Consider the following 23,875-nt stretch of genomic DNA (forward strand, 5'->3'; position numbering starts at 1 on the left):
GTACGTCCTGTGGAACCCAGGTGAAATGGACGGGCTATGGCGAACAAGCACTGAAAGCCCTGTATGCATTCGGCCCCTACTGGAACGGCGAAGGCGCGGACCACCCGGAGACGCCTGGCCTGATCGCGGAAAGAGCCTTGCATGACTTCAATGACCGGATTCCGGAATGGTTCGAGCGGCTCACCCGGCGCAATGGCGTTCCTGATCGGCTCCTCGAAATCGGATGTGGTCACGGCGGCTTTCTCCGGTATTGCCTGGATCGCGGCACGAAGCGTGCTGTCGGCGTGGAGGTGGACGAAGCCACTTGCGCATTCGCAAGGAGGGAATTCGGTCTCGCAGAGGTCTACCCGGGTCTATTCCCTGCCGTCGCCATCCCTGAGCCCCGGTTTGATGCGGTCGTAGCGTTCGATGTGCTCGAACACGTGCCGGACCCACTCGGGTTCCTGCGCGGTATTGCTGGGCTGCTGGAGGAGAAGGGCAGGCTCCTGCTGCAGACACCCATCTTTGACGGAGAGGGTGCGGACTGGTACCCATTCGAGAGCCCGGCCCACTTGAACTTGTTCTCAGGCAAGGCTTTGGTTCGCCTCTTCGAGGCAGCGGGCCTTGAAGTCCAGGAGCTCCTTTGGGCGCCGTTCCCGTACGACGCACTCATTTTGGGCCGTAAGGTCAAGGCCTCAGCGGGCGTGCGAATTGCCGGCGAGGGGGCTGGGGATAAGGACCTGACCGTGGTTGAGGGCAATTCCGATTTCTCCACCGCCATGGACCGGGTCTTCCGCAACAACCGGCCGGCCAAGGTGCTTGAAACGGGCACTTACCTGGGCACCGGTACGACCCGTACCTTGGCCATCCTATTGCGCGACTACAAGATCGATTCCCCCAGGTTCTTCAGCCTTGAAGTGAACCCCTCCAACCATCTGCAGGCTAAGGAGAACCTTGGAAGAGATGGCCTATTGGCAATGGTGGAACCCCTTCTTGGCCTTTCCGTGCCAAGAACCCGATTGCCGGGGCTGGCGGAAATCGAGGAGGCCATGGTGAGGAACATGGCCTTCAAGGATGTCTATGTGGACCACCAGGAAAACGAGCGGTCTAGGCTGTACGCCCAGGAAACAGATTTTTCCGAGGTCCCCGATGATCTTCTCCGCCAATGCCTGAAAGCGTTCGGATATCGGCCTGACCTCGTGCTCCTTGACAGCGGAGGCCATATGGGCTTCGTGGAATTCCAGTATCTCCTGGAACTCCTTGAAGGCCCTTGCACGATCGCCCTTGACGACGTGTTCCACGTCAAGCACCGGCGAAGCCTCCAGTGCATCCTCGAGGATCCCCGGTTTGACCTGACCTACCTATCGCGGGAAAAATTCGGGTTCTGCGTGGCGAAATTCGATCCGGGCAGAGTACCGGCCAAGCCCCACGTGGAAAACATCCTTTGGGTCCGACTGGATGCCGTTGGAGACAACCTTCTTGCCGCCTCCATGCTGGAAGGCGTAAGTGGCCATTTCCCAGATGCCCGGATTACCGTGCTCTGCCAGCCACGAGTAGCCGAGCTGTACGAGGCATGCCCATTTGCTGATGAAGTCTACCCGGTCGACAAGCAACTGGCTCTGGGTGGAGGCCCCTACCTCCAGGACCTGATCCGGGACCTGACCCACAGGCACTTCGATCTCTGCCTGCATAGTGTCTACTCAAGGGAGCCGCTGGCGGACGTCCTCACCGGGATGTGCGGGGCCTTGCGCCGGGTGGGCCACTTCGGGGACGACCATAACCGCAATCCCAGGGAACGGCCGGCTTTGGACGCGTTGTATACGGATCTCGTTCCTGCGCAGGAGGACTGGGCCTTGGAACTGGATCGACATAAATCCTTCCTCCAATACCTGGGCATCGAACCTAAGGATCTGCAACCAGAGGTCTGGTTCACTCCAGAGGACGTCCAGGCGGTCGAAGCCATTTTAGGGGAGGAGAAGCTTCAGGACAGGAAGCTGGTGGCACTCTTTGCGGGGGCCCAATGGGAATCACGGATCTACGAAGGCTATGGCCTGGCCCTGGCCCCCGTCCTGAAGGACCACCCTGAGCTTGCTGTTGTCGCCCTTGGTGTCGAGGCAGAACAGGGGATCAATCAACGGCACCTCGACCTGTTCCCGACGGCTGGGGTGAATTTGTGCGGGCGCCTGACACTTCGCCAATGCGCCGCATTGATGAAAAGATGTGCCCTCGCGGTTGGCGCAGAAACCGGCCTGGCCCATATGGCCTGCGCGGTTGGCCTCCCGAATGTGGTGGTACTTGGCGGGGGGCACTTCGGCCGGTTCATGCCGTATTCCCCTCTGACGACGTGTTCGGTCCTGCCTCTGTCCTGCTATTTGTGCGATTGGAACTGTCCATATGAACGCCCGTATTGCGTCAAGGACCTTTCTCCTGAAGTCCTCACGAGGGCAGTCAGAACGGCCATGGAAGGCAGATCCGAGGTCCCTCTCCTGGTGGCCCAGGATGGCTGGGAACAAACGTGGAATGGCCCAAACGCAATTGATTTAAAACCAAACCTGGATCTCGCCAGGGTGGGGCTGGAAACGGTTACCGTGGCCGCGCCCCAGGGCCCTGCACCGGTTCTTTCGCTGGTGGTTCCGTCCATCGGGCGGCCAAAGCGCCTCGAGGCCATGCTCGCGAGCGCACACGCGTCATTGGGCACCATCCCTTGGGAAGTAATAGGGATCTGCCCCAGCGGCGACCAAAGCAGCCGGGAGGTATTCCAGAAGATGGGAGCCAGGATTGTTCTGGCGGATGAGGACTACCTGGGCACAGACGGCAAGTTCAGCTGGTCCCTCCTCATGAACGCAGGCTTCGCAAAGGCCAGGGGCAAGTGGGTGATGTATGGCAGCGATGACCTTTTGTTCGAACCCGATTCCTTGCCGCGGCTGCTTGCCTATGGAGAGCTGGCAGGCATCAAGGTTGGTGGCCTTTCGCTGATGGAACACAACCCCGGCTGGCAGGGGTACCCCGATTGGTGGGCTCCCATGGGGTCCGACGGCTGGTTGATGATCAACTTCGGGATCGTGCGCAAAACCGCATGGGAGGCCGTGGGGGGATTCTTCCCGGGCTACCATTTCTATGGCGCGGACTGGGATCTCTGTTACCGAATCCATGCTGCGGGCTGGCAGATTCTGCCCGTATGGGATGCGCGTGTCCACCACAATCAGGAAGGGGACGAAGTCAAGAAGAGCCATGAAGAGCGATGGCAAGAGGATAAGGACCTTATGGAGGCGCGGAAGCACCTTCGCCCTGCACACCAGATCGCGGTCAGTCAGGGCCTGACGGCCCTCGCTGCGGCCGGGGCCCGGACGTTCGCCGCCAATATCTTTCATGATCAAGTCCGTTCCCTGCTCTCCATGGATGCTGCCCGCTTGACGTCCACACTTGAGCTTTGGCTTGAGTTGGCACCCAGGGCGGGTTTCCTCTGGGCCTTAAAAGCCGAGTTCCTCGATGGAGACGGAGCCGCCCAGGCCGAGCGGGAAGACTCACTGGAACGGGCCGATGCCCTCGGATGGGACTTTGGCCACGAAAGCGGCCAGAAGCCATCGCTGGCGCGGGCCACCGTCCTTTGCGCCGTTTGGCACAAGGACCCCGACCGCCTGGAACGTCTGCAGGGGCACCAGTCCTGCCTGGATGCCCAGTCCGTAGCGGTGGACCGGATCTATGTCTTCGACGCCGGGGATACCGTCCCCAATTGGTTGAGGGGAACAGCCCTCGTTTCCCGGGAGCCTCTCAGAATCTATGAAGCCTGGAACCTGGCCCTCAGCCAAGTAAAGACCCCCTTTGTCATCAACCTGAACCTGGACGACCGGCTGAACCCGGATGCGGTGGAATTGTTTCTGAAAACCTTGGAGGGGGGGGCGGACCTGGTGGCAGGCGATTGGCGCGTTTGCTTCTCACAGGCGGAAACGGATGCCGTCACACCGAGCATCCTTGCGAAAGAACTGCCCTTCAATCCCGTCTGGCCCCCTAGCCAAGGGGAGTGCGTAAGACTGGGGAGTGGCACCGGAGAACGCGCGACGCTCGGTCCTGCCACCGGATGGCGCACGGCCCTGCACGGCGAATTGGGTCGCTATCCCTTCGCCTTCAATGATGGAAGCACCATTAACATCATCGGTGATTCACTTTGGTGGCAACGCCTCCTGTCCAAAGGTAAGCGAGTTCTTCGCTTGCCTGTTATCGTGGGCCGCTATTTCAGCCATCCCGGAGATCAGGCAGAATTTCGCACCCCTGCCTCCACCGAACATGAAAAAGCCTTGGGCATCGGGGTTATGTGGTAGCTCTCCTTGCCAAAAGCCCGTCCGGATTCAACAATTTCGACAATGGTGGGGCTCCGTGGTGCCCAAGGGTGACGTTGGTGCCAGGCCCCTGGAAGACCTTCACGGTTCTCGCCAGGAGGTGCACCGGGAAGTGTCTCCGGCAGTTTGGAGGAACCGCCGGCCAAAGACCGCCGATCCCCAATAAACACCTGAATCTGAAAGCCAAGGAAACGGACGTTCCGGGTCGCAAGCAGCGTCTCCACCAGCCAAAGGCCGAAAATGCCAATGCAGCCGTTGCACAGGAGCCTTGCTCAGGCCTCGTTTCCCCTCAGTCAGCCTAGGTGCGTTGGCCCGGATGAGGAGGTTTTGACAAGCGCAATAGCCACATGATCTAAGCCCGCCGCCCGAAGCTCCGCTCCAGCTCCGTCCGCGTCAGTTTCTTGATCACCGGCCGCCCATGGGGGCACGTGTGCGGCACCTCGCAGGCCATGAGGTCCTCGATGAGGCGCTGGGCAAGGTCGGCCGGGAGGTGGTGGTGCTTCTTGATGGCGCTGCGGCAGCTGAGCTCGGCGTTGAGCTCCCGGCGGAAGTGGTCCAGGTCCACCCGGCCCAGCTCCTCCAGGCGCTGGAGCAGGTCGGCCAGCAGGGCCTCGGGGTCCCGGTCCATGAGGAAGTCCGGCAGGCCGCGGACCACCACGGCGTCCTCGGCGAAGGGCTCCACCTCCATGCCGGCTTCGGTGAAGGCGTCCAGAAAGGGGGTCAGGCGAGACATGGCCTCGGGGCCCACGCGCACCACCCGGGGGGGCATAAGGGGTTGCACGGCAGGCTGGTGTTTGCGGAGGAAGTGGCGCTCGTAGAGGATGCGCTCGTGGGCCACGTGCTGGTCCACCAGCCACAGTTCGGGTTCGGCGCCGCCGGTCACCTCGGCCAGGAGGTAGGTGGAATCGAAGGAACCCAGGTAGCGCACGGCGGGCCCATGGAGGGGTTCCGCCACACGGGCGGGTTCCTCCCGGCGGGGGAAGGCCGCTTCCAGGGCCTGGTAGGTGCCGGTGCCGGCCGAGCCCGCGGCGGACCACAGGTGGGGGTGTTCGGCGGCCACGGGGGCCAGGGGGCGGTCCAGTTCCGGTTCCAGGGGGCGGGGGGGGAGGTCCAGCACGGAGGCCAGGCCGCCGCGCAGTTCGCTCCAGGCCTCGCGAAGGGCCCGGCCCACCCAGGGGAAGATGCGCTGGGGCTCCCGGAACCGCACTTCGGCCTTGGTGGGGTGGACGTTCACGTCCACCGCGTCGGCGGGCACGTCCAGGAAGACCACGGCGGCGGGATAGGAGCCCTTGGGGAAAAATCCCTCCCAGGCCGAGGCCAGGGCCGCCAGCAGCAGGCGGTCCCGCACGGCGCGGCCGTTGACGAAGAGGTAGAGGTGGTTGCGGTCCCGGAAGCTGAGCTCGGGGGGGGACACGTAGCCGTGGAGGGTCCAGGGGGCCGTGCCGTCCCGGAAGGGGACCAGGGCGGTGAGCTTGTCGCCCAGGAGGGGCCCCAGGCGGGCGCCGGCTACCGGGACGGCGGGGAGGGCGAGGCGGCCGCTGCGGTCGGATTCCAGCACCCAGTGGATGGCGGGCGTGGCCAGGGCCATGCGGGTCACCACGCCCCACAGGTGGGCGTGCTCGGTCTCGGTGGCCTTGAGGAAGCGCTTGCGGGCCGGGAGCTGGGCGAAGAGGTCCCGCACGGTGATCGTGGTGCCCCGGGACCGGCTGAAGGGCTGCACCTCCTTGATGACGCCGAACTCGCACCGCAGGCGGTGGCCGGCGCCGTCCTGCTCGGCCGAGGCCATGTCGAAGCGGCTCACGGAGGCGATGGAGGGCAGCGCCTCGCCCCGGAAACCGAAGGAGGCCAGGTGGCCCAGGTCGTCGGCCGTGCGCACCTTGCTGGTGGCGTGGCGCTCCAGGGCCATGTACAGGTCGTCCCGGGCCATGCCGCAGCCGTCGTCGGCCACGTCCAGCATGCGCTTGCCGCCCTCCTCCCAGCGCACCTCCAGGCGGGTGGCGCCGGCGTCCAGGGCGTTCTCCACCAGTTCCTTGAGCACGGAGGCGGGACGCTCCACCACTTCGCCCGCGGCGATCTGGTTGGCCACCTGGTCGGGAAGGACGCGGATGCGGGGCATGTCAGCAGAGCTCCAGGAGTCGGGTGAGATCGGGGTGGCCGGGGAAGGCCGCCAGGCCCAGGGTGATGACCTGGCGCCCCTCGGCCGCGGCGCCCTGGCGCAGGAGGAAGATGCCCACGAGCTTGTGCCAGCTGCCGTCGCCCCCCTGGGGGCAGTGCTGGATGGCTACCCAGGCGTCCCGGACGGCCTGCTCCAGCAGGCCCTCCTCCACGCCCAGGCGCACGAGGCGGCCCCACAGGGAGGCGTCCGATGGCGCGGCCTCCAGGCCGGCCAGCAGGACGGTCCGGGCCGCGTCCTGGGCGCCGGCCCTCGCGTGGAGGTCGGCCAGGTCCAGGTACGCCGTGGTGTAGCCGGGGGACTCCCGGATGCAGGCCTCCAGGAGGGCCCGGGCCTCCTCGCGGCGCCCCAGGCGCTCCAGGGAGACCCCCCGGCCCACGGCGGCGGGGATGCTGCCGGGAAGCTCGGCGAAGACCCGCAGGGCCTCCTCGTGGCGCCCGCTGCGCTGGAGCGCGGTGCCGTGGGTGAGGCGCAGGGTCGGGGGGACCTCCGGCGACAGGGCGCGATAGCGTTCGGCGGTGCGGACGGCCAGCTCCCAGTCCTCGGCGGCGGCGGCCTGGATCACCACGTTGAAGAGGCTCAGGAGGTCCTCCGGGCGGTCCTGGGCGTCCTTCAGGGCCAGGTCCAGGTACACGGGCTTCTTGGCCTCCACGCGGTCGGCGAGGGTGAAGCCGTAGTGGTGGATCACCGTGTCCAGGTCCGGGAGGGGACCCGGGAAGGAGGCCTCAACGCTCTCGTGGATGCGGCCCCGGAAGGCCACGCCCGGAAGGCGCCTGAAGAGCCGAACGGCCCGGGTGTCGCCGCAGGCCGGCCAGGAAGCCCCCTCGGCATACCCGCCGGGGTTGGGCCGGGCCTGGGTGTCCATCATCGTGTAGGCGGCGTCGGGCAGGTAGCTGCGGATGAGCACCCGGTAGGCGTCGGCGCCCCCGCAGGCCGCGCGCAGGGCGGCGTGGTCCCTGGGATCCACGGCCTCGTCGGCGTCCAGCACCAGCACCCAGTCGCCCGTGGCGTGGGCCAGGCTGGCGTTGCGGGCCGCGGAGAAGTCGCCGTTCCAGGGGAACGGGTGCACCGCGGCGCCCCTGGCCCGGGCCAGGGCCACGGTGCCGTCGGTGGAGCCGGTGTCCACCACGACGATCTCGTCCACGAGGCCCCGGACGGAGTCCAGGCAGTGGCCCAGGTGGGCCTCCTCGTCCTTCACGATCATCGAAAGCGACAGCTTCATCCGGTAAGGATAAGCCTATATTGCAAGATCCCGCAGGAAGGTCCGCACGAGCTTCTCGAAGCTTGCGGCCGCGGCGGCGCCGGCCTCCAGGACCTCGGCGTGCGTGAGGGGCTGGGGGAGCATGCCCGCGGCCATGTTGCACAGGCAGGAGATGCCCGCGGCCTTCATGCCCTCGTGGCGGGCCACGATCACTTCGGGCACGGTGCTCATGCCCACGGCGTCGGCGCCCAGGGTGCGGAAGGCGCGGATCTCGGCGGGGGTCTCGAAGCTGGGGCCGGTGACGGCGAGGTAGACGCCCTGCTGCACGTCCTGGCCCAGCGCCTTGGCGGCCGCCAGGATCTGCGCGGAGAGGGCGGGGTCGTAGGCGCCGGTCATGTCCGGGAAGCGGGGGCCGGGTTCCTGGTTGGGGCCGATGAGCGGGTTGGTGCCCATGAGGTTGATATGGTCGTTGATGACCATGAGCTGGCCCACCTTGAAGCCCGCGTTCACGGCTCCGGCGGCGTTGGTGTGAACCACGGCCTTCACCCCGAGCCGCGCGTGCATGCGCATGGGGGCCGTGACCAGCGACATGGGGTTGCCTTCATAGAAATGGAAGCGGCCGGCCTGAAGCACGACCTTCCGGCCTTCCAGCTCGCAGAAGATGAGCTTGCCCTGGTGGCCCTGCACGGTCTGCACGGGAAAGCCCAGGTCGGTGAAAGGGATGGACACGCCTGCCTTGGCCTCGACGCAACCGGCCAGGGCTCCGAGTCCCGAGCCCAGCACGAGGGCCAGGTCCGGCACGAACGGGGCACGGGCCCGGAGGATTTCGAGTGCGGGCTGGATGTTCATCAATTTACCTTGTCCAGATGGATGGTGACCTGGGTGTCGGACACCAGGGTCGTGGGGCTGAGCAGGCGGATCCTGAACCGGTGCCAGTTGGGGGTGGTCAGGTCGGCCGGGTTGCCCTTGATGGCGAGGGGGTAGGCCGTGGCGGCGCCGGAAGGGAAGAGATAGGCGTTGGCGATGTCGCCGTCGATCACCACCTCGATGGAAGCGCCGGCCGGCAGAGCGGGCACCGTGGTGACCCTGAAGGAGTAGGCGCGGTCCAGGCTCCAGGCGCTCATGGCGTAGAGCACCTCGCCCCGGGAGTTGTTGGGGTAATAGTCCTCGGCCTGCTCCACGTTGCCGGTGTCCAGGAAGTAGCGCTTGATCTTGGCGGCGGAGGACATGGACAGCGTGAAGCTGGGCAGGGGCGTGACCAGGGAATCGGGATCGGAGCCCCAGTTGACGGTGTACTTGGGCAGGATGGCGTTGGCGGCGGTTGACCAGGGGATGTTGAACTTCGCGCACAAGGGGGTGAGCACCGCGTCCCCGAAGAAGGTCTTCAGGTCGGAGTTGTCGGAGGCGGTCCGGTCCTCCTGCAACCGGGCCAGCTGGGTGTACAGGCTGGTCACGTCCGTGGAGACGGTCTTCGTCCCCGAGGTCATGGTGGGGTTGTTGCCGGAATACATGCGCGTGAAATTGAGGGCGGTCATGTTGGACCAGTTGGCCACGGACCCCGGGGACGTGATGCCGCCGTTGATGAGGGCCAGTTCCCAGGTGAGGGCCGTGATGGCCGGGGCGGAGAAGGGGCCGATCTGGGAGGCGTTCAGCTTGCTGAGGTCGCGGATGTCCCGCACGGTCTGGTAGCGGTTGCTCCCGGTGGCGGAGGGCAGGTAGGGGTGCTCCAGCAGGGTGACGGCGATGGCGTCGCCGAAGCCTTCGACCAGGGCCAGGTCCGGCGCCAGGCTGGTGGCGGGGACGCCGGTGGGGAGGATGTTCGTCTTGCCCTGGCCCAGGATGGCGTTGCGGCCCATGAGCGCGTAGAGGGTGGCCGGATCGAAGGCGTCGTCCGGCTGGGGGACGCCGTCGATGGTGCCGCCGCCGCAGATGGAGCCCATGTACAGATATGTGGACCCGTTATAGGACTTGGGGAGGAGCGTGGGGCGCCACTCGACGAAGGTGCCCCGCCGGGTGGACAGGCCGGGGCGGTAGTGCATGGCCAGCTCCGTCTCGGAGCTGCTGGGCACGGCGTTGCCGATGTTGTTGTTGAATTCGTAGAAGGTGTCCAGGATGGCCGGGATCCGGCTGCCGGCGGCCACGGTCTCGGGGAAGGGGAAGCTGCTCTCGTAGGGCACCCACCAGTTGGGCAGGACCACCATCCACGGGTCGTTCAGCCCGATGTCGAAGTTCACGACCACGTCGGCGGTGCCGACGGCGGCCGGGGTGGCATTCGTGGTTGAAGTGCTGCCGTCAATCGACTTCCGGATCACGTACACGGGGCGGTCGATGATCTGCTTCGTGCTGTAGACGCCGTCGGGGTCGGCGCCGAGGGTCACGAGGGAGGCGGGGGTGGTGGGCTGGGTCATCTGCCCTTCCACTTCCACGAAGGTGAGGTAGTTCTTCTGGACGCCGAGGCTGGCGGTGTAGAGGCCGGTGCTGGACGTGGTGGCCTGGGAGACCAGGGTCCATACGTTCTTGACGGTGTAGTCCGGCAGGGTCTCCGGGCGCACCTGGAAGACCCGGACCTTCAGGCCCCGGGCCGGAACGGTCTTGAAGAGCGCGGGATCGGTCTCCAGGCCGGTGGGGACGCCGTTGGCGTCGTAGTGCATGGGCACCCGGGTGTAGGTCACGGTGCCCGAGATCTTGTACGTGGTGGATTCCGCGGCCTTCTCGGCCAGGGACTTCTTGGCGCACCCGAGGCCGGCGCCAAGCACGAGAGCGGCGAGCAGCATGGCTGCGCACGCGCGCAACCCGTAATGACGTACAACCATGATCACCTCGTACAACCGCGCAAAGGCCAAGCCTAACATGCCAAACCCAAACATGCTCGTTCCAGGCAGGGATGCTGCGAACGGACGAGAGGTTCTGTAAAAATCAATGCCGGGTCTTGGGAGCCACCGCGGCCTGGTTCTCGGCGATCTGGTCGGCGGGGATCTCCTCCACGTCGTTCAGGAACGGCAGGGGGTTCTTCACGGTCCCGTCCACCCGCAGCTCGAAGTGGAGGTGGGGGCCGGTGGCGTTGCCGGTGCGGCCCACTTCGGCGATCTTCTGGCCCCGGTGGACGATCTCGCCTTCGCGGACGAAGTTCTTCCGGTGGTGGCCGTAGACGGTCACGACGCCGTTGCCGTGGTCGAGGATCACGAAATTGCCGTAGCCCCGCTTCATGGAGCCCACGGTGACCACCTGGCCGTCCAGGGCGGCGAAGACGTCGGTGCCCGTGGGGGCGGTGAGGTCGACGCCCTTGTGGCTGCCCCGGTACTTCACCCGGCGCTTGGAGGCCTTCACCTTGATGGTCCTGGAGCGCATGCGGGGGCCCCAGGCGGAGCTGACCGTGCGGGTCTCCACGGGCCAGAGCAGGTCCAGGCGGCCCGGATCGGCCGGCGTGAAGGCCAGGGCGGGGGCCACCACCGCATCGGCGGGGTCCACGGGAGGCAGGACGGCCTTGATGCCCGCAAGGGCCGGACGGTCCTCCCCAACGGGGGCCATGGCGGAGAGATCCCGCGCCGAGGCGGGGAGGATCCGCTCCAGGTGGGTGAAGCTGGTGGGCCCGGGGGCGGGGGTGGCCGGCAGGGAGGGCACGGGCGCGCCCGGCTTCCGGTGGGAGGCCAGGGCGGGCTTGCCCTTCACCTTGACCGTGGAACCCACCAGCAGGTGGCCCAGGTCCAGGCCGGGGTTGATGGCTTCAAGCTGGGCCAGGGAAAGGCCGTTGTCGCGCGCGATGCGCGCGGCGGTCTCCCCCCTCCTGACCTTGTGGAGGCTGGAGGTCACGGTCCTGGAAGCCTGAAGGCTCCCGGTCATTCCGGAGATGGCGAGTGCGAGTGCAATAATGGCATTGCGCATGGGTTCTCCTCATGCGGGAACGGGAATCAGGTGGTGGGACGCTAGCAACCCTCCTGGGGATCACCCCATGGTGGACAATCGGAACTCTGATCCTAGCCAGCACATTTCCCCAACGCAAACGAAAATGCATTCCGTTTGCGCCGAATGGAATCAAGGAAATAGCGCATCACCCTTTGTTTTCAGGGTGATCAATGGCAGCCGGGCAGCGGCTGGAAAATGGCGGCATTATTCTTGCCAAGGACAATCCGGCCAGCTCTCCAGGATCCGGCCCCGCCGTCCCCCCTCCTTCAGGAGGAGGCGCACCGGGCCCACCTCCATGCGGTGGTTCACGGCCTTGAGCATGTCGTAGAGCACCAGGAGCCCCAGGCTGACCCCGGTGAGCGCCTCCATCTCCACCCCCGTGCGCCCCTCCAGGGCCACCTCCACCCGCAGCCAGGCCCGGCGGAGCTCCGGGTCCCAGTGCTGGGCCACGGTCACGGCGTCCAGGACCAGGGGGTGCGCGAGGGGGATGAGGTCCCCGGTGCGCTTGGCCCCGCCGACGGCCCCGATGCGGGCCACGGTCCAGGGGTCCCCCTTGGGGCCGCCGCCTTCCTCCAGGGCGCGGGCGCACTCCGGGCTCAGGGCCAGGTAGCCCGCGGCCACGGCGCGGCGCCGGGTGGCGGCCTTGGCCGACACGTCCACCATCACGGGGCGTCCTTCGGGGTCCAGGTGGGTCAGGCTCATGACGCGCTCCATGCCAGAAGGATGTCCCGGAGGGCCGCCGTGTCGGGGGCGTAGGCCATGGGCCCCGAGGCCGCCAGGGCCTCCTCCCCGTAGAAGCCGTGGCCCACGGCCACGCTCCGGATCCCGGCCTCCCGGGCCATGTCCAGGTCGAAGGGGGTGTCCCCCACCATCACCGCATCCTCCGGGGCAACCCCCAGGCGCCCCAGGATAAGGTGGATGCTCTCCGGGGCCGGCTTGGCGTCGGCCACGTCGTCGGGGGTCACCACCGCCTCGAAGAAGCGGGTCCATCCCAGGGCCTCCACCTGCCGCACCAGGGGCGCGGTGCGCTTGCTGGAGGCGATGGCCTGCCGGACGTCCCGGCGGTGAAGCTCCGCCAGGAGCTCGGAAATGCCCTCGAAGCCACGGATCAGGTGCTCGTTGGCGGTGTAGTTGTAGGACCGGTAGATGGGGAGGACCTCCTCCATGGCCCGGCCCAGGGGGCCGAAGGTGCGGGTGATCCCCTCCTCCAGGGGCAGTCCGACGTACTTGAGCCACTCCTCCCGGACGGTCCCCGGCAGCCCCATCGCCTTGAGGGCGTGGTCCATGCCCGCCTCGATGATGGGCCGGGTGTCGGCCAGGGTTCCGTCGAAATCCCAGATGACGAGCTTCACGCAAAAACCTCCATGGGTCCGATTCTCCCATGGGGCCGGGCCGGGCGGCCTTCAGAATCCGCTGACCACCTGGAAGTACCGCGCGAACGCGGCGATCCCCCCCGAGGCCTGCTCCCAGTCGTAGTTCTCGTTGGGGGCGTGGTAGCCGTGCGACGGCAGGCTCAGGCCGAGGAAGTAGACCTCGCACCCCAGGACGTCCTCCATGGTCTTGACGGCCCCGATGGAGCCGCCCTCCCGGGTGAAGCAGCAGGGGGCGCCGAAGGCGAAGGCGTAGGCGTCCTTCACGGCCTCGGCGTAGGGGCCGGACACGTGGCCCTTGAAGGGGGCCAGGCCGTGCTCCTCGTGGACCTGCACGTCGGGGTAGTGCATGGCCAGGAACTTCCGGATGAGGTCGAAGGTGGAGGCCTCGTCCATGTCGGGCACCAGCCGGCAGCTCATCTTGACCTCGGCCCGGGGGGGGACGGCGGACTTGATGCCGGGGCCGGTGTAGCCCCCCACCACGCCGTGGACCTCCATGGTGGGCCGGCCCCAGATGCGCTTCATGACCTTCAGGGGGTTCTCGGTGCGCAGGCCGTGGATCTCGTGGTCGGCCTTGAAGGTCTCCACGGAGAAGCCGGAGTGGGCCCACTCCTTCAGCTCCTTCCTGGAGGGCTTGGCCACCTTCCTGTAGAAGTGGGGGATCTTCACCTTCCCGGTGTGGCCGTCCACCATGGCGGCCACGACGCTCATGAGCTCGGCCAGGGGATTGCGGGCCGCGCCGCCCACCACCCCGGAATGCAGGTCGTGGCTGGCGGTCTCCAGGGTGAGCCGGAAGCCCTTCAGGCCCCGGAGGCCGGCGGGGGTGCTGGGCTTGCCCCGGGTGATCCACACGGTGTCGCTCACCACGATGGCCTGGGTGCCCAGGAGGTGCTTGTGCTTCTCCAGGCCGCCCCGGAAGCTGGGGGACCCGATCTCCTCCTCCAGCTCCCAGAGGAAGTGGACGTTCAGGGGGACCCCGGCCTCCCGGGCGGCCATGGCCCCGAAGAAGGCCGACAGGGCCGGCCCCTTGTCGTCGGTGGTGCCCCGGCCCTTGTAGGTGTCGCCCTGGATCTCCATCCGGAAGGGCTCGGTGGTCCACTCGGGCTCGTTGGCGGGCTGGACATCCATATGGTTGTAAACGGTGAGCGTGGGCAGGGCCGGGTCCAGGTCGTAGCGGCCCAGGACCAGGGGGTTGCCTTCGGTCTCGAGGAGGGTGGCCTCCCCGCCGTGGCGGCGGAAGAGGTCCACGGCCGCCTCGGCGCAGCGGCGGATGTCGCCGGCCCGGTCCGGGTCGCTGGAGACGGAGGGGATCTCGACGAGCGTGCGGAGTTCGGCTTCGAAGGCCTGGCGCTTGGACTGGGCGAAGGCTGCAAGGGCTTCACGGGTGAGGGCATCGGCGTTCATGGCGTCTCCTGGGGAGGGGCCTCTACCATAGCCCCAGGGCGGGAACCCGGAAAGGGGAATCCTCATGCGGGCCGCGGGCGCAGTACAATCCTCGGGAACAACCAGGAGAAGGCATGGACCGTTTCGGAAGCTCCAGATTGCGCATCGTGTGGACCAGCATCTGCCTGCTCCTGACCGGCCTCGTGCTGGGCGGCATCCAGGGCATCAACGGCGACGGCCAGCTGATGGTCTTCGGCTCGGGCATCCCCCTGGGCTTCATCGACGATCCCAAGGCCTGGGCGGCCGACATCCTGGGGCGCTTCCTGTTCGCCGTGGTGCCGGCGGTGATCCTGCTGGGCGGCATCTTCCCCCTGGGGGAGTGGCTGGCCTCGGGCTCCCGGCCCGAGCGGTTCAAGGGACTGGCCCTGGGCGCGCCCCTGGCCTTCGCCCACGGGCTCGTCCTGAGCCAGATCGCCATCCTTCCGATCCTGGCCGCCAGCTATAGGCTCCTGGGCAACCCCCTGGCCCCCCGCATCCTCCTGGCCGACACCAACGCCGTGCTCCTGGGCCTGGAGCTTCTGCTCTGGTCGGCCGCCCTGGGGTGCCTCCTCAAGTCCAACCGCGGCCTGGCGGTGATCCTCGCCTTCGGGCTCCAGGAGGTGGGGCGCGTCATGGCCTGGGGCGGGGAATTCCTGGGGGACCTGGACGTCCCCAAGGCGGCCGTGAAGACCATGGCCTTCCTGGGCCGGGCCCTGCCCAGCACCCAGCTCCCCTCCGACCCCTTCGCCTGGAAGGCCCTGCCGCTGACCCTGGGCCTGCCCATCCTCCTCGCGGCCCTCCTGCTCCTCCTGCCGGGCAAGGCCCCCAAGCGGAGCAAGGCTTGAGACGGACCCTCGCCCTCGTCCTCGGCGCCGCGCTGGCGGCCCAGGAGCCCCTGCCGCCCCCCCAGGACCTCAACCAGGTCAAGGGCCGGCTCACCCAGATCCAGGCCGCGCTCACGGCGGCGGACCAGCAGATCGCAGCCCTCAAGAAGCGCCGGAAGGGCGTCCTGGTGGAGCTGCAGGCCATCTCCCTGCAGGCCGACCGCGTGCGGGCCCAGGCCGAGCAGGCCCGGCTCAAGCGCGACCAGGCGCAGATGGAGGTCCAGTCCATCAGCCGCAAGAAGGAGGAGATCAGCCTGGAGATCCGCCAGCGGCGCAACGAGCTGCGCAAGGAGGTGCGGTGGATGCAGGCGCTGGGCCCCCTGGGGGACCTGGGCCTGTTCGCCAGCTTCGCCACCTTCGAGCAGTACATCGTGCAGGGACGCTACCTCGCCTACCTGCGCAACCAGGAGCGCATCCGCCTGGACCGCATCCAGCACCTCCAGACCGACCTGGCCCGCCGGGAGGGCGAGATCCAGGAGGCCATGAAGCGGCTCACCCGGGAGGAGGAGGAGGCGGTGCGCTTCCAGGCCAGCCTCACCCTCAACGAGGAGCGCCTGGGTTCCTTCCTGGACGGCCTGCGCATGGACGAATCGCGCCAGAAGGAAGTCCAGGCCGAGCTCGCCGAGGAGGCCCTTCAGCTCGAGCGCATGCTCACCCAGCTCCTGGGCAAGCCCCGGGCCGACGCCTTCGAGAGCCCCGTGGCCTTCGCGGGCCTGCGGGGGGACCTGCCCCAGCCCACCCCCGGCACCCTGGCCCAGGGCTTCGGCGAGCACCTGCACCCCAAGTTCCACACCCGGACCATGCAGAGCGGGCTCCTCATCTCGGCCACGGCCGGCGCCCAGGTCAACGCCGTGGCCGACGGGAAGGTGGTCTACGCCGACATCTACCAGAGCTTCGGGCCGATGGTGATCCTCGACCACGGCGGCGGCTTCTTCACGCTATACACCCATCTGCGCGGCATCTCGGCCGCCAAGGGCCAGATCCTCAAGCAGGGGGAGGCCCTGGGCACCGTGGGCGTCACCGTGGACGGGCCCCGGCTGGGCTTCGAGGTCCGGCATCTCACCCAGCCCCAGGATCCCAACAAGTGGCTGAAGCAGCACTACCGGTAGGACCGGGATTGGGGTTGCGGACGGATATTAATTGATTATTAATTATTGAACCCACAACCGGGAACTGGCCTGGATTGTTGGGTTCAATTTTAATTATTAATCAATGTCCTGCCGGGGGGCGGTCCTGGGCCGCCCCTGGCACCGCCCTGCCCGGGCCGGAGGCGTCATGTCCGCACTGCGATCGGCCCTGGGGGCGCTCCGCCCCACCCGGCCCGAACTCGTCCTCTTCGGCTTGGTGTGGCTGAAGTTCCTGGTGTTCTACTCCGCGATCTTCAGCGTGGACCACCTGGACTTCTCGCTGGGCATCCTGAACCGCGAGATCTTCCGGTCCCTCCTCCGCCCCGCCTACTACTCCCTGGTCATCCTCCTCCTGCTGTCCCTGCTCAACGCCTTCCCGCAGCGGCGGCGCACCGCGGCCTTCTGCGCGCTGAGCGTCCTCCTCACGTCGCTCCTGCTGGCGGACCTCTGGTACTACCGGGCCTTCCGGGCCTTCCCCTCCCTGGGCATCCTCTCGGCGGCGGGGGGCATCTCCCTGCCCCTGGACCACATCACGCCCTTCATCCAGGGGTGGGACCTGCTCCTCCTGGCGGACCTGGCCCTCCTCTACCTCCTGCGCCGCCAGATCCCGGCCTGGGGCCCGGGGCGCTTCGGGCGCCTGGCCCTCCAGTCCGGAACCTTCGGCGGCCTCTTCCTGCTGGTGCCGGTGCTGGGCGGGGGCGTCCTGGGCTCCGGAAGCGCCAGGGAGCCCCTGACCCTGGCCAAGCCCGTGGACCTCGCGGTCCTCGTCACGCCCCTGGGGTACCACGCCCTGGACCTCGTGGCCTACCTGGAAAAGGGGAGTGCCTTCCTGGACCTGTCCCGCACGGAGCGCGACCGCATCGGAGGCTGGCTCCGGGGGAACCGCGAGGGCAGGTCTCCGGGACCGCTCCGGGGGAGCCTCAAGGGGCGGAACCTGCTCCTCATCCAGGTGGAATCCCTCGAGTCCTTCGTCCTGGGCCAGACCGCGGGCGGCGTGCCCGTGACCCCCACCCTGGACGCCCTGCGGCGCCGGGGGCTCTCCTTCACCCGGTTCCACGAGCAGGTGAACCTGGGCATGAGCTCGGACGCCGACCTCATGACCAACGCCTCCGTGTACCCCGTGCGCCGGGAGGCCACCTTCGCCTCCTACCCCCTGGCGAGCCTGCCCTCCCTGCCCCGGCTGCTGGCCGCGCGGGGCTACGCCACCCTCTCCATCCACCCGGACCCCGGGTCCTTCTGGAACGTCCGGCAGGGCCACGTGAACCTCGGGTTCGAGCGGATCCTCGATTCCGGCTCCTTCGACTGCAGCGAGTCCTTCGGCATGGGCCTGGCCGACGCCTCCTTCCTGGCCCAGGCCACGCCCCTCGTCCGCGGCCTGAAGGAGCCCTTCTACGCCTTCCTGGTCACGCTCTCCAGTCACGAGCCCTTCAATCTCCCGGACTACCTGCGGGAACTCCCCCTGGACCCCGCGCTGGACCAGGGCCCCATGGGGGGCTACCTCCAGAGCATCCACTACACCGACAAGCACCTGGGCATCTTCCTGAAGCGCCTGGAGGAAAGCGGGCTCCTGGACCGCACGGTGGTGGTGGTCACCGGCGACCACCAGGGCGTGCACAGGTACTATGAAAAGGAGCTGCTCCGGTCGCCCCTGGCCCAGCCCTGGTGGGGCGCCCGGGACCACCGCATCCCCTTCATCATCGCCGCCAAGGGTCTTGAGCCGAAGGAGCTCGACATCCCGGGCGGCCAGGTCGACATCATGCCCACCCTCCTGGACCTGCTGGGCGTCGACCCCGGGGAATGGGGCGGCCGCATGATGGGCCGGAACCTCCTGAACACCGCCCGCGGCCAGATCGTGCTGGCCGACGGCACCCTGCGCGGCTCGGCGTCCCCGAAGGAGGCCGCGCACTGCAGGGAGGGCCTGGAGGTGGCGGACCTGATCATCCGCGGCAACTACTTCCACGGCGACCCGGTGGCCCTGGAGGCCAAGGCGCGGGATTAGGGGTTTCCCGCCCGGCTAGTGGACCGTGCTCCCGGCGTTGAAGAGCGGGATGTACACCGCCAGCAGCAGCCCCAGCACCGTCACGCCCATGAAGAGGATGAGGATCGGCCCGATGAGCGCCGTCACGGCCGTTGTGGCCTTCTCCACTTCCTGGTCGAAGAAGTCCGACACGTGGTTGAGCATCTCCGGCAGGGCCGAGGACTGCTCGCCCACCCGGGTCATCTCCACGGCCAGGGGGTCCAGGAGCTGCGACTGCTCCAGGGCGGTGTGCAGGGACGAACCGGCCCGCACCAGCTCGGTGACGTTGCGCAGGCGCTTTTTCATGCGCTCGCTGGGGGTGGTGCGCTGGATCACTTCCAGGGCCTGCAGCGCGGGCATGCCGCCCGAGAGGAGCACGCCCAGGGTGCGCGTGAAGACGGAGGAGTGGTACATGCGGTAGAGCGTGCCGAGCTTGGGCAGGGACAGGAGGATCCGCTCCCAGACCTGCCTGCCGGCCGGGGTCGTGAACATCCAGCGGATGAAGACGGCCAGCACGGCCAGCAGAACCAGCTGGAAGTAGATGGTGCGGCGCACGAACTCGCCGATGTCCAGGAGCCACTGGGTGGCCTGGGGCATCTCGATGCCGCTGCCCTGGTAGATCTCCGCGAACCGGGGGAGCACCACGTTGAAGATCACGGCCAGGGCGATGATGAGCACGCCCACCAGGAAGCAGGGGTAGAACAGGGCCTCCATGATGCGCCGGCGGCTGTTCTGGGCGAAGGACTGGAAGGCCAGCCACCGCGCGATGACCTCGGGCAGGGTCCCGCTGCGCTCGCCGGCGACCACGTTGGCGCGGTACACCGCCGGGAAGGTGCCCACCTGCTCCATGGACTCGGAGAAGGACATGCCCTCCTTGAGCAGCTCCACCACGCGCTCCAGGGAGCTGCGCAGCAGCGCGTCCTTGCCGTGGCCCACCAGCAGCTCCAGGGACTGCAGCAGGGGGATGCCGGCCTTGAGCAGGGCCAGCAGCTCCTGGTTGAAGAGGATCAGGGTCTCGGCCTTGAGGGTCTTCTGGCTCTGGAAGGCGCCCATGGTGCGGCGCACGTCCATGGGGAAGTTCCCCTCGGCCATGACCTTGGCCTTCACCTCGGCGGCGTCGCCGCCCTCGAAGTCCCTCACGAGGATCTCGCCGGCGGATGTTGTGAACTTCACGGTGAATCGCATGGGCAGCTCTGAGAAAGGATAGCCGCTAATGGGCCGCGGCCGGAACCGCTACACTGGCTGTACGTTCATTACGGGAGGCCGCGTGATCCTCAGGACCGCCATCATCGCCCTCGGCTGCGCCGCGCTTCAAGGCCAAGCTCCCCTCCGGGTGGGTGAATCGGTTCCTGGAATGCTCGACCTCAGGGATGCCGCGGCGGCCGACTGGGTTCCTGGCGATTCGCGGGATCCCGCCCAGGTCCAGGCGAAGATCGAGGCCTGGTCCGCCCGGGTCGCCCCCCTCCTGGGGAGGCCGGCCGTCCGGATCCTCCTGCCCCGGGGCCCCGGGCGCGTCCCGCTGCTCCTGGCCGCCAGCCAGGCCCTGAAGGCCCAGGCTCCCGCCGTGGTCCTCTACCTGGGCTTCGATCCCGGGGGGGAGCCCCTGTGGGACGAGGCCGCCTGGGGCGCGGTGCAGGGCGGCGCGCTCCTGGCCGAGGACCTGGGGCCCGACCCCGCGGCCTGGCCCGGCCTCCTGGCGCGGGCCCAGGAACTCATGCCCGGGCGGCCCTGGACCCTCTGGCTCCCCTCCGATCCCGGACCGCGCCTGGGGCAGCTCCTGGGGGACGGGGGCCGGCTCGTGATCCCCCCCGGCGGACCCGGGGCCGGGCTGGAGATCCCGGCCGGGTTCACGGACGTGGAGGGCGGCGCGGGCACCCTCCTCCTGCGCAACCCCAGGACGGGCTCCGAGCGCCGCTGGCGGTTCGTCCAGGGCGCCTGGGCCGTGGTGGAGGCCCCCCGGGACCGCCACGAGGTGCAGGTCACCGCCCGGGACGCCTACGATGTGGGCGCGCTCCTGGCCAGGGTCCGGGCCGAGCGGCTGCGGGAGACCCTGGCGGTGCGCACCCTGGAGGCCGACCTCGCCGTGGACCTCCATATCCAGGCCTCCCAGGGCCCGGGCTCGGACCTGGGCTTCCGGTTCCGGTCGTTCCAGGCCGCGGGCGAGCCCGAGGAGACGCTCCAGAAGGAGGTGCTCCTCAACGGGGTGAAGGCCAAGCTCAAGGGCGGCCTCCAGCTGCCCATCGTGGAGAGCCGCACCAGCCTGGCGCCGCCGGCGGCGCTGACCTTGACGGAGCGGTACCGCTACCGGGACGGCGGCGAGGCCGGCGCCGGCCGGCGGCGGATCCTCTTCGAGCCCGCGGACGGGGACGCCACCCTCCACGAGGGGTCCCTGCTGGTGGAGGAGGCCTCGGGGCGCATCCTGGAGGAGCGCTCCTCCCGCTCGGGCCTGCCGGGCATGGTGAAGTCCGAGACCCGGACCCTCACCTACGGCGAGGCGGCCCCGGGCATCTGGCGCCTGGAGAAGGCCGTCATCTTCGAGCGCTGGGTGGGCGGCGGAGGCGTCACCCAGGCCCGGCGCACCCTGGCCTATTCCGGCTTCACGGTGAACGGCCCGGGGTTCGCCGAGCATCGGCTCGAGGCCCGCAGGTCGGACGGAACCATGCTGCGGAGCACCCCGGACGGCCTCCGGTACCTCAGCCGCCAGAAGGACGGGACCCGGAAGGCCGAGGAGAAGCCCCGGACCTCGGGGCGCCTCATCGGCGGCCTTCTCCTCTTCGACCCCACCCTGCCCCTGCCGGTGATCCCCCTGCCCGCCCTCGCCTACTTCGACTTCGACGCCTTCGGCAAGGGGATCCAGGTTTCCGGGCTCACCGCGGGAATCTTCAACACCGGGCAGATCTCGGTCCCCAACGTGGGCGCGGGGTTCGACTTCGCCGCCAGCACCGCCTTCAGCCTCCTCTCCGGCACCGAGCGCCCCGTGCGCAAAGGGCATCTGGTGGACCGCGAGGGCGTGGGGCGCAGGACGGGCAACCTCCTCCTCTCCGTGGGCCACGACCTGGGCTGGGGCTTCCGGCTCCAGGGGCGCATGGACCTCCGCCACGACCACTACTCCAGGCCGCGGGAGGGCAAGTACTGGACCGAGGGCTTCGTCCTGCCTCCCTCGGGGTGGAACCGCGAGACCACGGGCGAACTCAGCTGGCTGCGCAGCGGCTTCCAGCTCAAGGGCTACTATGGCGAGGGACGGCGGCCCGAGGGCGTCTACGGGCTGCCGGGTTCCCTCCGGGAATTGAAGGGGCCCTACGCGCGGTGGGGAGGGTCCGCGGGCTACGACCATGAGCTTGGCCGCGGTTCCTGGCTGCACGGCGAGGCGGGCTTCGCCGGGGGCCGCAGTTTCGACCGCTTCCAGGCCCTGGACGTGGGCGGCACCGGGGGGAGCGTGCGCATCGCCGGCATCCGGAACAACGCCATCGCCGCGGACCGGCTCACCTACGCCAAGGCCGCGCTGGTGCTCCCGTCCGGGCCCAGCCTGCGCGTCACTCTCGGCCTGGACCACGCCTGGCTGCGCAGCCTGGACGACCAGCGGACCTACCAGGTCACCGGCCTTGCCATCGCGGGGGACCTCCCCGGCTTCTGGTGGTTCACCGCCGTGCGCGTGGACCTGGGCGTGGGGCTTCTCAGCACCCTCCCAGGCGTCCGCTCATGCAACGGGTTCGTGGGCTTTTTCAGGGTCTTTTGAGGCCAGCGGGCCCAGGTCCCTGGAATGCTCGAGCAGGTCCAGGGCCCGGCGGTTCAGGAGCAGCACCGGGGCCCGGTCCCGGAGCCGGCGGGAGCGGGAGGCCTCGGTGGGGATCTCCACGGCCCCCTCGGCCCGGGCCGCCAGCTCCCCGCGCCAGAAGTGCCTGGGTTCCAGGAGGAGGGCCACCGGTTCGGCGCGGGAGAGCGCTTCCCGCACCGCCCGGGCGTCGGCCACCTCGGGCAGGACACGGCCGAAGGTGAGGCTGGCGTAGCCCACCTGGGTCTCCTCCAGGCGGCCCTGGAGCACGCGCGCGCCCTGGTCCTCCAGCTTCTTGGCCTCCAGGTACGGCTCCAGGATGGGGTTCCACTCCCGGTCCAGGTGCGGCACCGCCTGCACCATGAAGAGGAGGAGCGTGGCTACCCACTGGGCCAGGGTCCAGCGCAGGGCCGCCTCCAGCCTGCCCCGGGCCGCCAGGGTCCAGGAGACCGCGCCCAGCGCCAGGGGCGGGAGGCTCAGGGCCAGGGCCTCCGTCCAGGCCATGCCCACCCGCGCCACCACGAACCAGGGCAGGCCCGCGCCGAGCACCAGGGCCAGGAAGAGGGTGATCCATAGCGCGGCCCGCGCCACGCCGTCCGGACCGCGGAGGAAGACGCGGTCCAGCCACAGGCCCGTGTTGAGGAAGGACAGGGGCAGCACGGGCAGGAGGTACACCATGCGCTTTTCCGAGGACACCGTGAGCAGGACCAGGGTCGCGGCGAGCACGGCGGGGATGCCCCAGGCCCGCACCCCCCGCCAGCCGCGGGGAACCAGGGCCGCGCACCACAGCGCCAGCCACGGCAGGAGGTTGCCCGGGGTCCGCTCCAGGTAGAACAGCGCGGACTCCCGGTGCTCGTCCAGGCGGCCCGTTCGCGGCACCAGACCCGCCCGCTCCAGGAAGCGGCCCAGGGTGTTTCGCATGAACACCTCCGTGAGGCACTCCCGTCCGCCCCGCAGGGCCAGCGGCAGTACCCAGGCCAGAGCCAGGGCCAGGCCCGCGGCCATGCCCCACCCGGGGCGGAGGAATCCGGGGGCGGCGCCGCGGTCCAGGGCCAGCAGGGCCGCCAGGGCCCACAGCGCCATCACCGGGCCGATGACGCCCTTGGCCAGGAACAGCGGTCCGAGGCTGGCCCAGAAGAGGTCAACCCAGAGCCGGCGCCCGGGCTCGGCCAGGGCCAGGAGCGCCAGGCCCAGGGTCGCCGTCAGGGCCGCCGTGAGGGTCATGTCCACCACCGCCTGGTGGCCCATGCGGAAGAACAGCACGTGGGTCGCGGCCAGGAGCCCCCCCACAGCCCGGCCCGGCAGGACTGCAGCCTGCATCCCACCCAGGTGATCCAGGCCACGGTGGCCATGGCCATGAAGGCGCTGGGGAGCCGCAGGGCCCAGGGCTCGAAGGTGCCGGCCAGGCGGGTGGCGGCCACGCCCATCAGGTAGTGGAGGGGCGGCTTCTCCAGGTAGGGCTGGCCGCCCAGGGTCGGAACGACCCAGTCCCCCCCGGTGGCCATCTCATGGATGATGCCGCCGACGTAAGGTTCATGATAATCCCAAAGCGCATGGTTATTCAGGCCCACCAGGAAGAGGGCCGCGGCAACGAGGAACGCCAAGGCTGTTGCGTTATAAACACCGGTCTTACCCCAAATGCGGGCAAGCGGATCCCGGGGACCCGGCAGGGGACGAAAGGACATCCCGT

At 68.6% G+C, this 23,875-nt stretch carries 16 protein-coding genes; 5 read left to right on the top strand and 11 right to left on the bottom strand.

Annotation, left to right across the window (positions count from 1 at the left end; all coding sequences use genetic code 11):
* The first annotated feature begins 20 nt into the window (after positions 1-20).
* The gene (locus tag RAH40_RS13570) at positions 21-4,298 is read left to right on the top strand and encodes a methyltransferase domain-containing protein (protein ID WP_306598084.1); all 4,278 of its coding nucleotides are present in this window, start codon (positions 21-23) and stop codon (positions 4,296-4,298) included.
* 370 nt (positions 4,299-4,668) lie between these two features.
* Here the strand turns inward: RAH40_RS13570 and mutL are convergent, their stop codons facing one another.
* The 8 genes from mutL to RAH40_RS13610 all read right to left on the bottom strand — a co-directional run bounded on the left by mutL (position 4,669) and on the right by RAH40_RS13610 (position 14,367).
* A complete protein-coding gene (gene mutL / locus RAH40_RS13575) occupies positions 4,669-6,432 on the bottom strand; it encodes a DNA mismatch repair endonuclease MutL (RefSeq protein WP_306598085.1) in 1,764 nt (587 codons plus the stop codon).
* A 1-nt stretch (position 6,433) separates the two neighbouring features.
* Positions 6,434-7,711 carry a glycosyltransferase gene (locus tag RAH40_RS13580; RefSeq protein ID WP_306598086.1) on the bottom strand — a complete coding sequence of 426 codons (1,278 nt, stop codon included), beginning with the start codon at positions 7,709-7,711 and terminating at the stop codon, positions 6,434-6,436.
* Positions 7,712-7,726: 15 nt separating this feature from the next.
* Positions 7,727-8,539 carry a purine-nucleoside phosphorylase gene (locus RAH40_RS13585; RefSeq protein WP_306598087.1) on the bottom strand — a complete coding sequence of 271 codons (813 nt, stop codon included), beginning with the start codon at positions 8,537-8,539 and terminating at the stop codon, positions 7,727-7,729.
* Entirely contained in the window at positions 8,539-10,503 is a 1,965-nt protein-coding gene (locus RAH40_RS13590; RefSeq protein WP_306598088.1) for a hypothetical protein, read from the bottom strand. Before RAH40_RS13590 ends, RAH40_RS13585 begins: the two co-directional genes overlap by 1 nt.
* 103 nt (positions 10,504-10,606) lie before the next feature.
* Complete coding sequence (locus tag RAH40_RS13595; protein WP_306598089.1) at positions 10,607-11,572, bottom strand: M23 family metallopeptidase; 966 nt, start codon at positions 11,570-11,572, stop codon at positions 10,607-10,609.
* A 225-nt stretch (positions 11,573-11,797) separates the two neighbouring features.
* Positions 11,798-12,295 (bottom strand): cyclic pyranopterin monophosphate synthase MoaC, encoded by a 498-nt coding sequence (moaC, locus tag RAH40_RS13600; protein ID WP_306598090.1) that lies wholly within the window; start codon positions 12,293-12,295, stop codon positions 11,798-11,800.
* Complete coding sequence (locus tag RAH40_RS13605) at positions 12,292-12,945, bottom strand: HAD family hydrolase (protein ID WP_306598091.1); 654 nt, start codon at positions 12,943-12,945, stop codon at positions 12,292-12,294. Before RAH40_RS13605 ends, moaC begins: the two co-directional genes overlap by 4 nt.
* Positions 12,946-12,996: 51 nt before the next feature.
* Entirely contained in the window at positions 12,997-14,367 is a 1,371-nt protein-coding gene (locus tag RAH40_RS13610; RefSeq protein WP_306598092.1) for a M20/M25/M40 family metallo-hydrolase, read from the bottom strand.
* 113 nt (positions 14,368-14,480) lie between these two features.
* Between RAH40_RS13610 and RAH40_RS13615 the strand changes: the two genes are divergently transcribed.
* From RAH40_RS13615 to RAH40_RS13625, 3 genes are all read left to right on the top strand, one after another.
* On the top strand, positions 14,481-15,230 hold the full coding sequence (locus RAH40_RS13615; RefSeq protein WP_306598093.1) for a hypothetical protein: 750 nt from the start codon (positions 14,481-14,483) through the stop codon (positions 15,228-15,230).
* Complete coding sequence (locus RAH40_RS13620) at positions 15,227-16,378, top strand: murein hydrolase activator EnvC (protein ID WP_306598094.1); 1,152 nt, start codon at positions 15,227-15,229, stop codon at positions 16,376-16,378. Before RAH40_RS13615 ends, RAH40_RS13620 begins: the two co-directional genes overlap by 4 nt.
* A 166-nt stretch (positions 16,379-16,544) precedes the next feature.
* Positions 16,545-18,395, top strand: a complete 1,851-nt coding sequence (locus RAH40_RS13625) for an LTA synthase family protein (protein ID WP_306598095.1) — start codon at positions 16,545-16,547, stop codon at positions 18,393-18,395.
* A 15-nt stretch (positions 18,396-18,410) separates the two neighbouring features.
* On the opposite strand, the gene RAH40_RS13630 is transcribed toward RAH40_RS13625, so the two are convergent.
* Positions 18,411-19,598: a type II secretion system F family protein gene (locus RAH40_RS13630; protein WP_306598096.1), complete on the bottom strand. Its 1,188-nt coding sequence runs from the start codon at positions 19,596-19,598 to the stop codon at positions 18,411-18,413.
* An 82-nt stretch (positions 19,599-19,680) separates the two neighbouring features.
* Here RAH40_RS13630 and RAH40_RS13635 point away from each other — a divergent pair, with 82 nt between their 5' ends.
* On the top strand, positions 19,681-22,149 hold the full coding sequence (locus tag RAH40_RS13635) for a hypothetical protein (protein WP_306598097.1): 2,469 nt from the start codon (positions 19,681-19,683) through the stop codon (positions 22,147-22,149).
* Here the strand turns inward: RAH40_RS13635 and RAH40_RS13640 are convergent.
* The gene (locus tag RAH40_RS13640) at positions 22,111-23,505 is read right to left on the bottom strand and encodes a hypothetical protein (RefSeq protein ID WP_306598098.1); all 1,395 of its coding nucleotides are present in this window, start codon (positions 23,503-23,505) and stop codon (positions 22,111-22,113) included. The two genes, RAH40_RS13635 and RAH40_RS13640, sit on opposite strands and share 39 nt — an antisense overlap.
* Positions 23,406-23,789, bottom strand: a complete 384-nt coding sequence (locus RAH40_RS13645; RefSeq protein WP_306598099.1) for a glycosyltransferase family 39 protein — start codon at positions 23,787-23,789, stop codon at positions 23,406-23,408. The genes RAH40_RS13640 and RAH40_RS13645 overlap by 100 nt, the downstream gene beginning before the upstream one ends.
* Between the last annotated feature and the right edge of the window lie 86 nt (positions 23,790-23,875).

The sequence above is a fragment of the Geothrix sp. 21YS21S-2 genome, assembly GCF_030846775.1.
Classification (GTDB): Bacteria; Acidobacteriota; Holophagae; order Holophagales; family Holophagaceae; genus Mesoterricola.

Coding starts and splice junctions, on each gene's coding strand:
- mutL (WP_306598085.1), bottom strand. CDS start 6,432: ATGCCCCGCATCCGCGTCCTTCCCGACCAGGTGGCCAACCAGATCGCC.
- RAH40_RS13580 (WP_306598086.1), bottom strand. CDS start 7,711: ATGAAGCTGTCGCTTTCGATGATCGTGAAGGACGAGGAGGCCCACCTG.
- RAH40_RS13585 (WP_306598087.1), bottom strand. CDS start 8,539: ATGAACATCCAGCCCGCACTCGAAATCCTCCGGGCCCGTGCCCCGTTC.
- RAH40_RS13590 (WP_306598088.1), bottom strand. CDS start 10,503: ATGGTTGTACGTCATTACGGGTTGCGCGCGTGCGCAGCCATGCTGCTC.
- RAH40_RS13595 (WP_306598089.1), bottom strand. CDS start 11,572: ATGCGCAATGCCATTATTGCACTCGCACTCGCCATCTCCGGAATGACC.
- moaC (WP_306598090.1), bottom strand. CDS start 12,295: ATGAGCCTGACCCACCTGGACCCCGAAGGACGCCCCGTGATGGTGGAC.
- RAH40_RS13610 (WP_306598092.1), bottom strand. CDS start 14,367: ATGAACGCCGATGCCCTCACCCGTGAAGCCCTTGCAGCCTTCGCCCAG.
- RAH40_RS13615 (WP_306598093.1), top strand. CDS start 14,481: ATGGACCGTTTCGGAAGCTCCAGATTGCGCATCGTGTGGACCAGCATC.
- RAH40_RS13625 (WP_306598095.1), top strand. CDS start 16,545: ATGTCCGCACTGCGATCGGCCCTGGGGGCGCTCCGCCCCACCCGGCCC.
- RAH40_RS13630 (WP_306598096.1), bottom strand. CDS start 19,598: ATGCGATTCACCGTGAAGTTCACAACATCCGCCGGCGAGATCCTCGTG.
- RAH40_RS13640 (WP_306598098.1), bottom strand. CDS start 23,505: ATGCAGGCTGCAGTCCTGCCGGGCCGGGCTGTGGGGGGGCTCCTGGCC.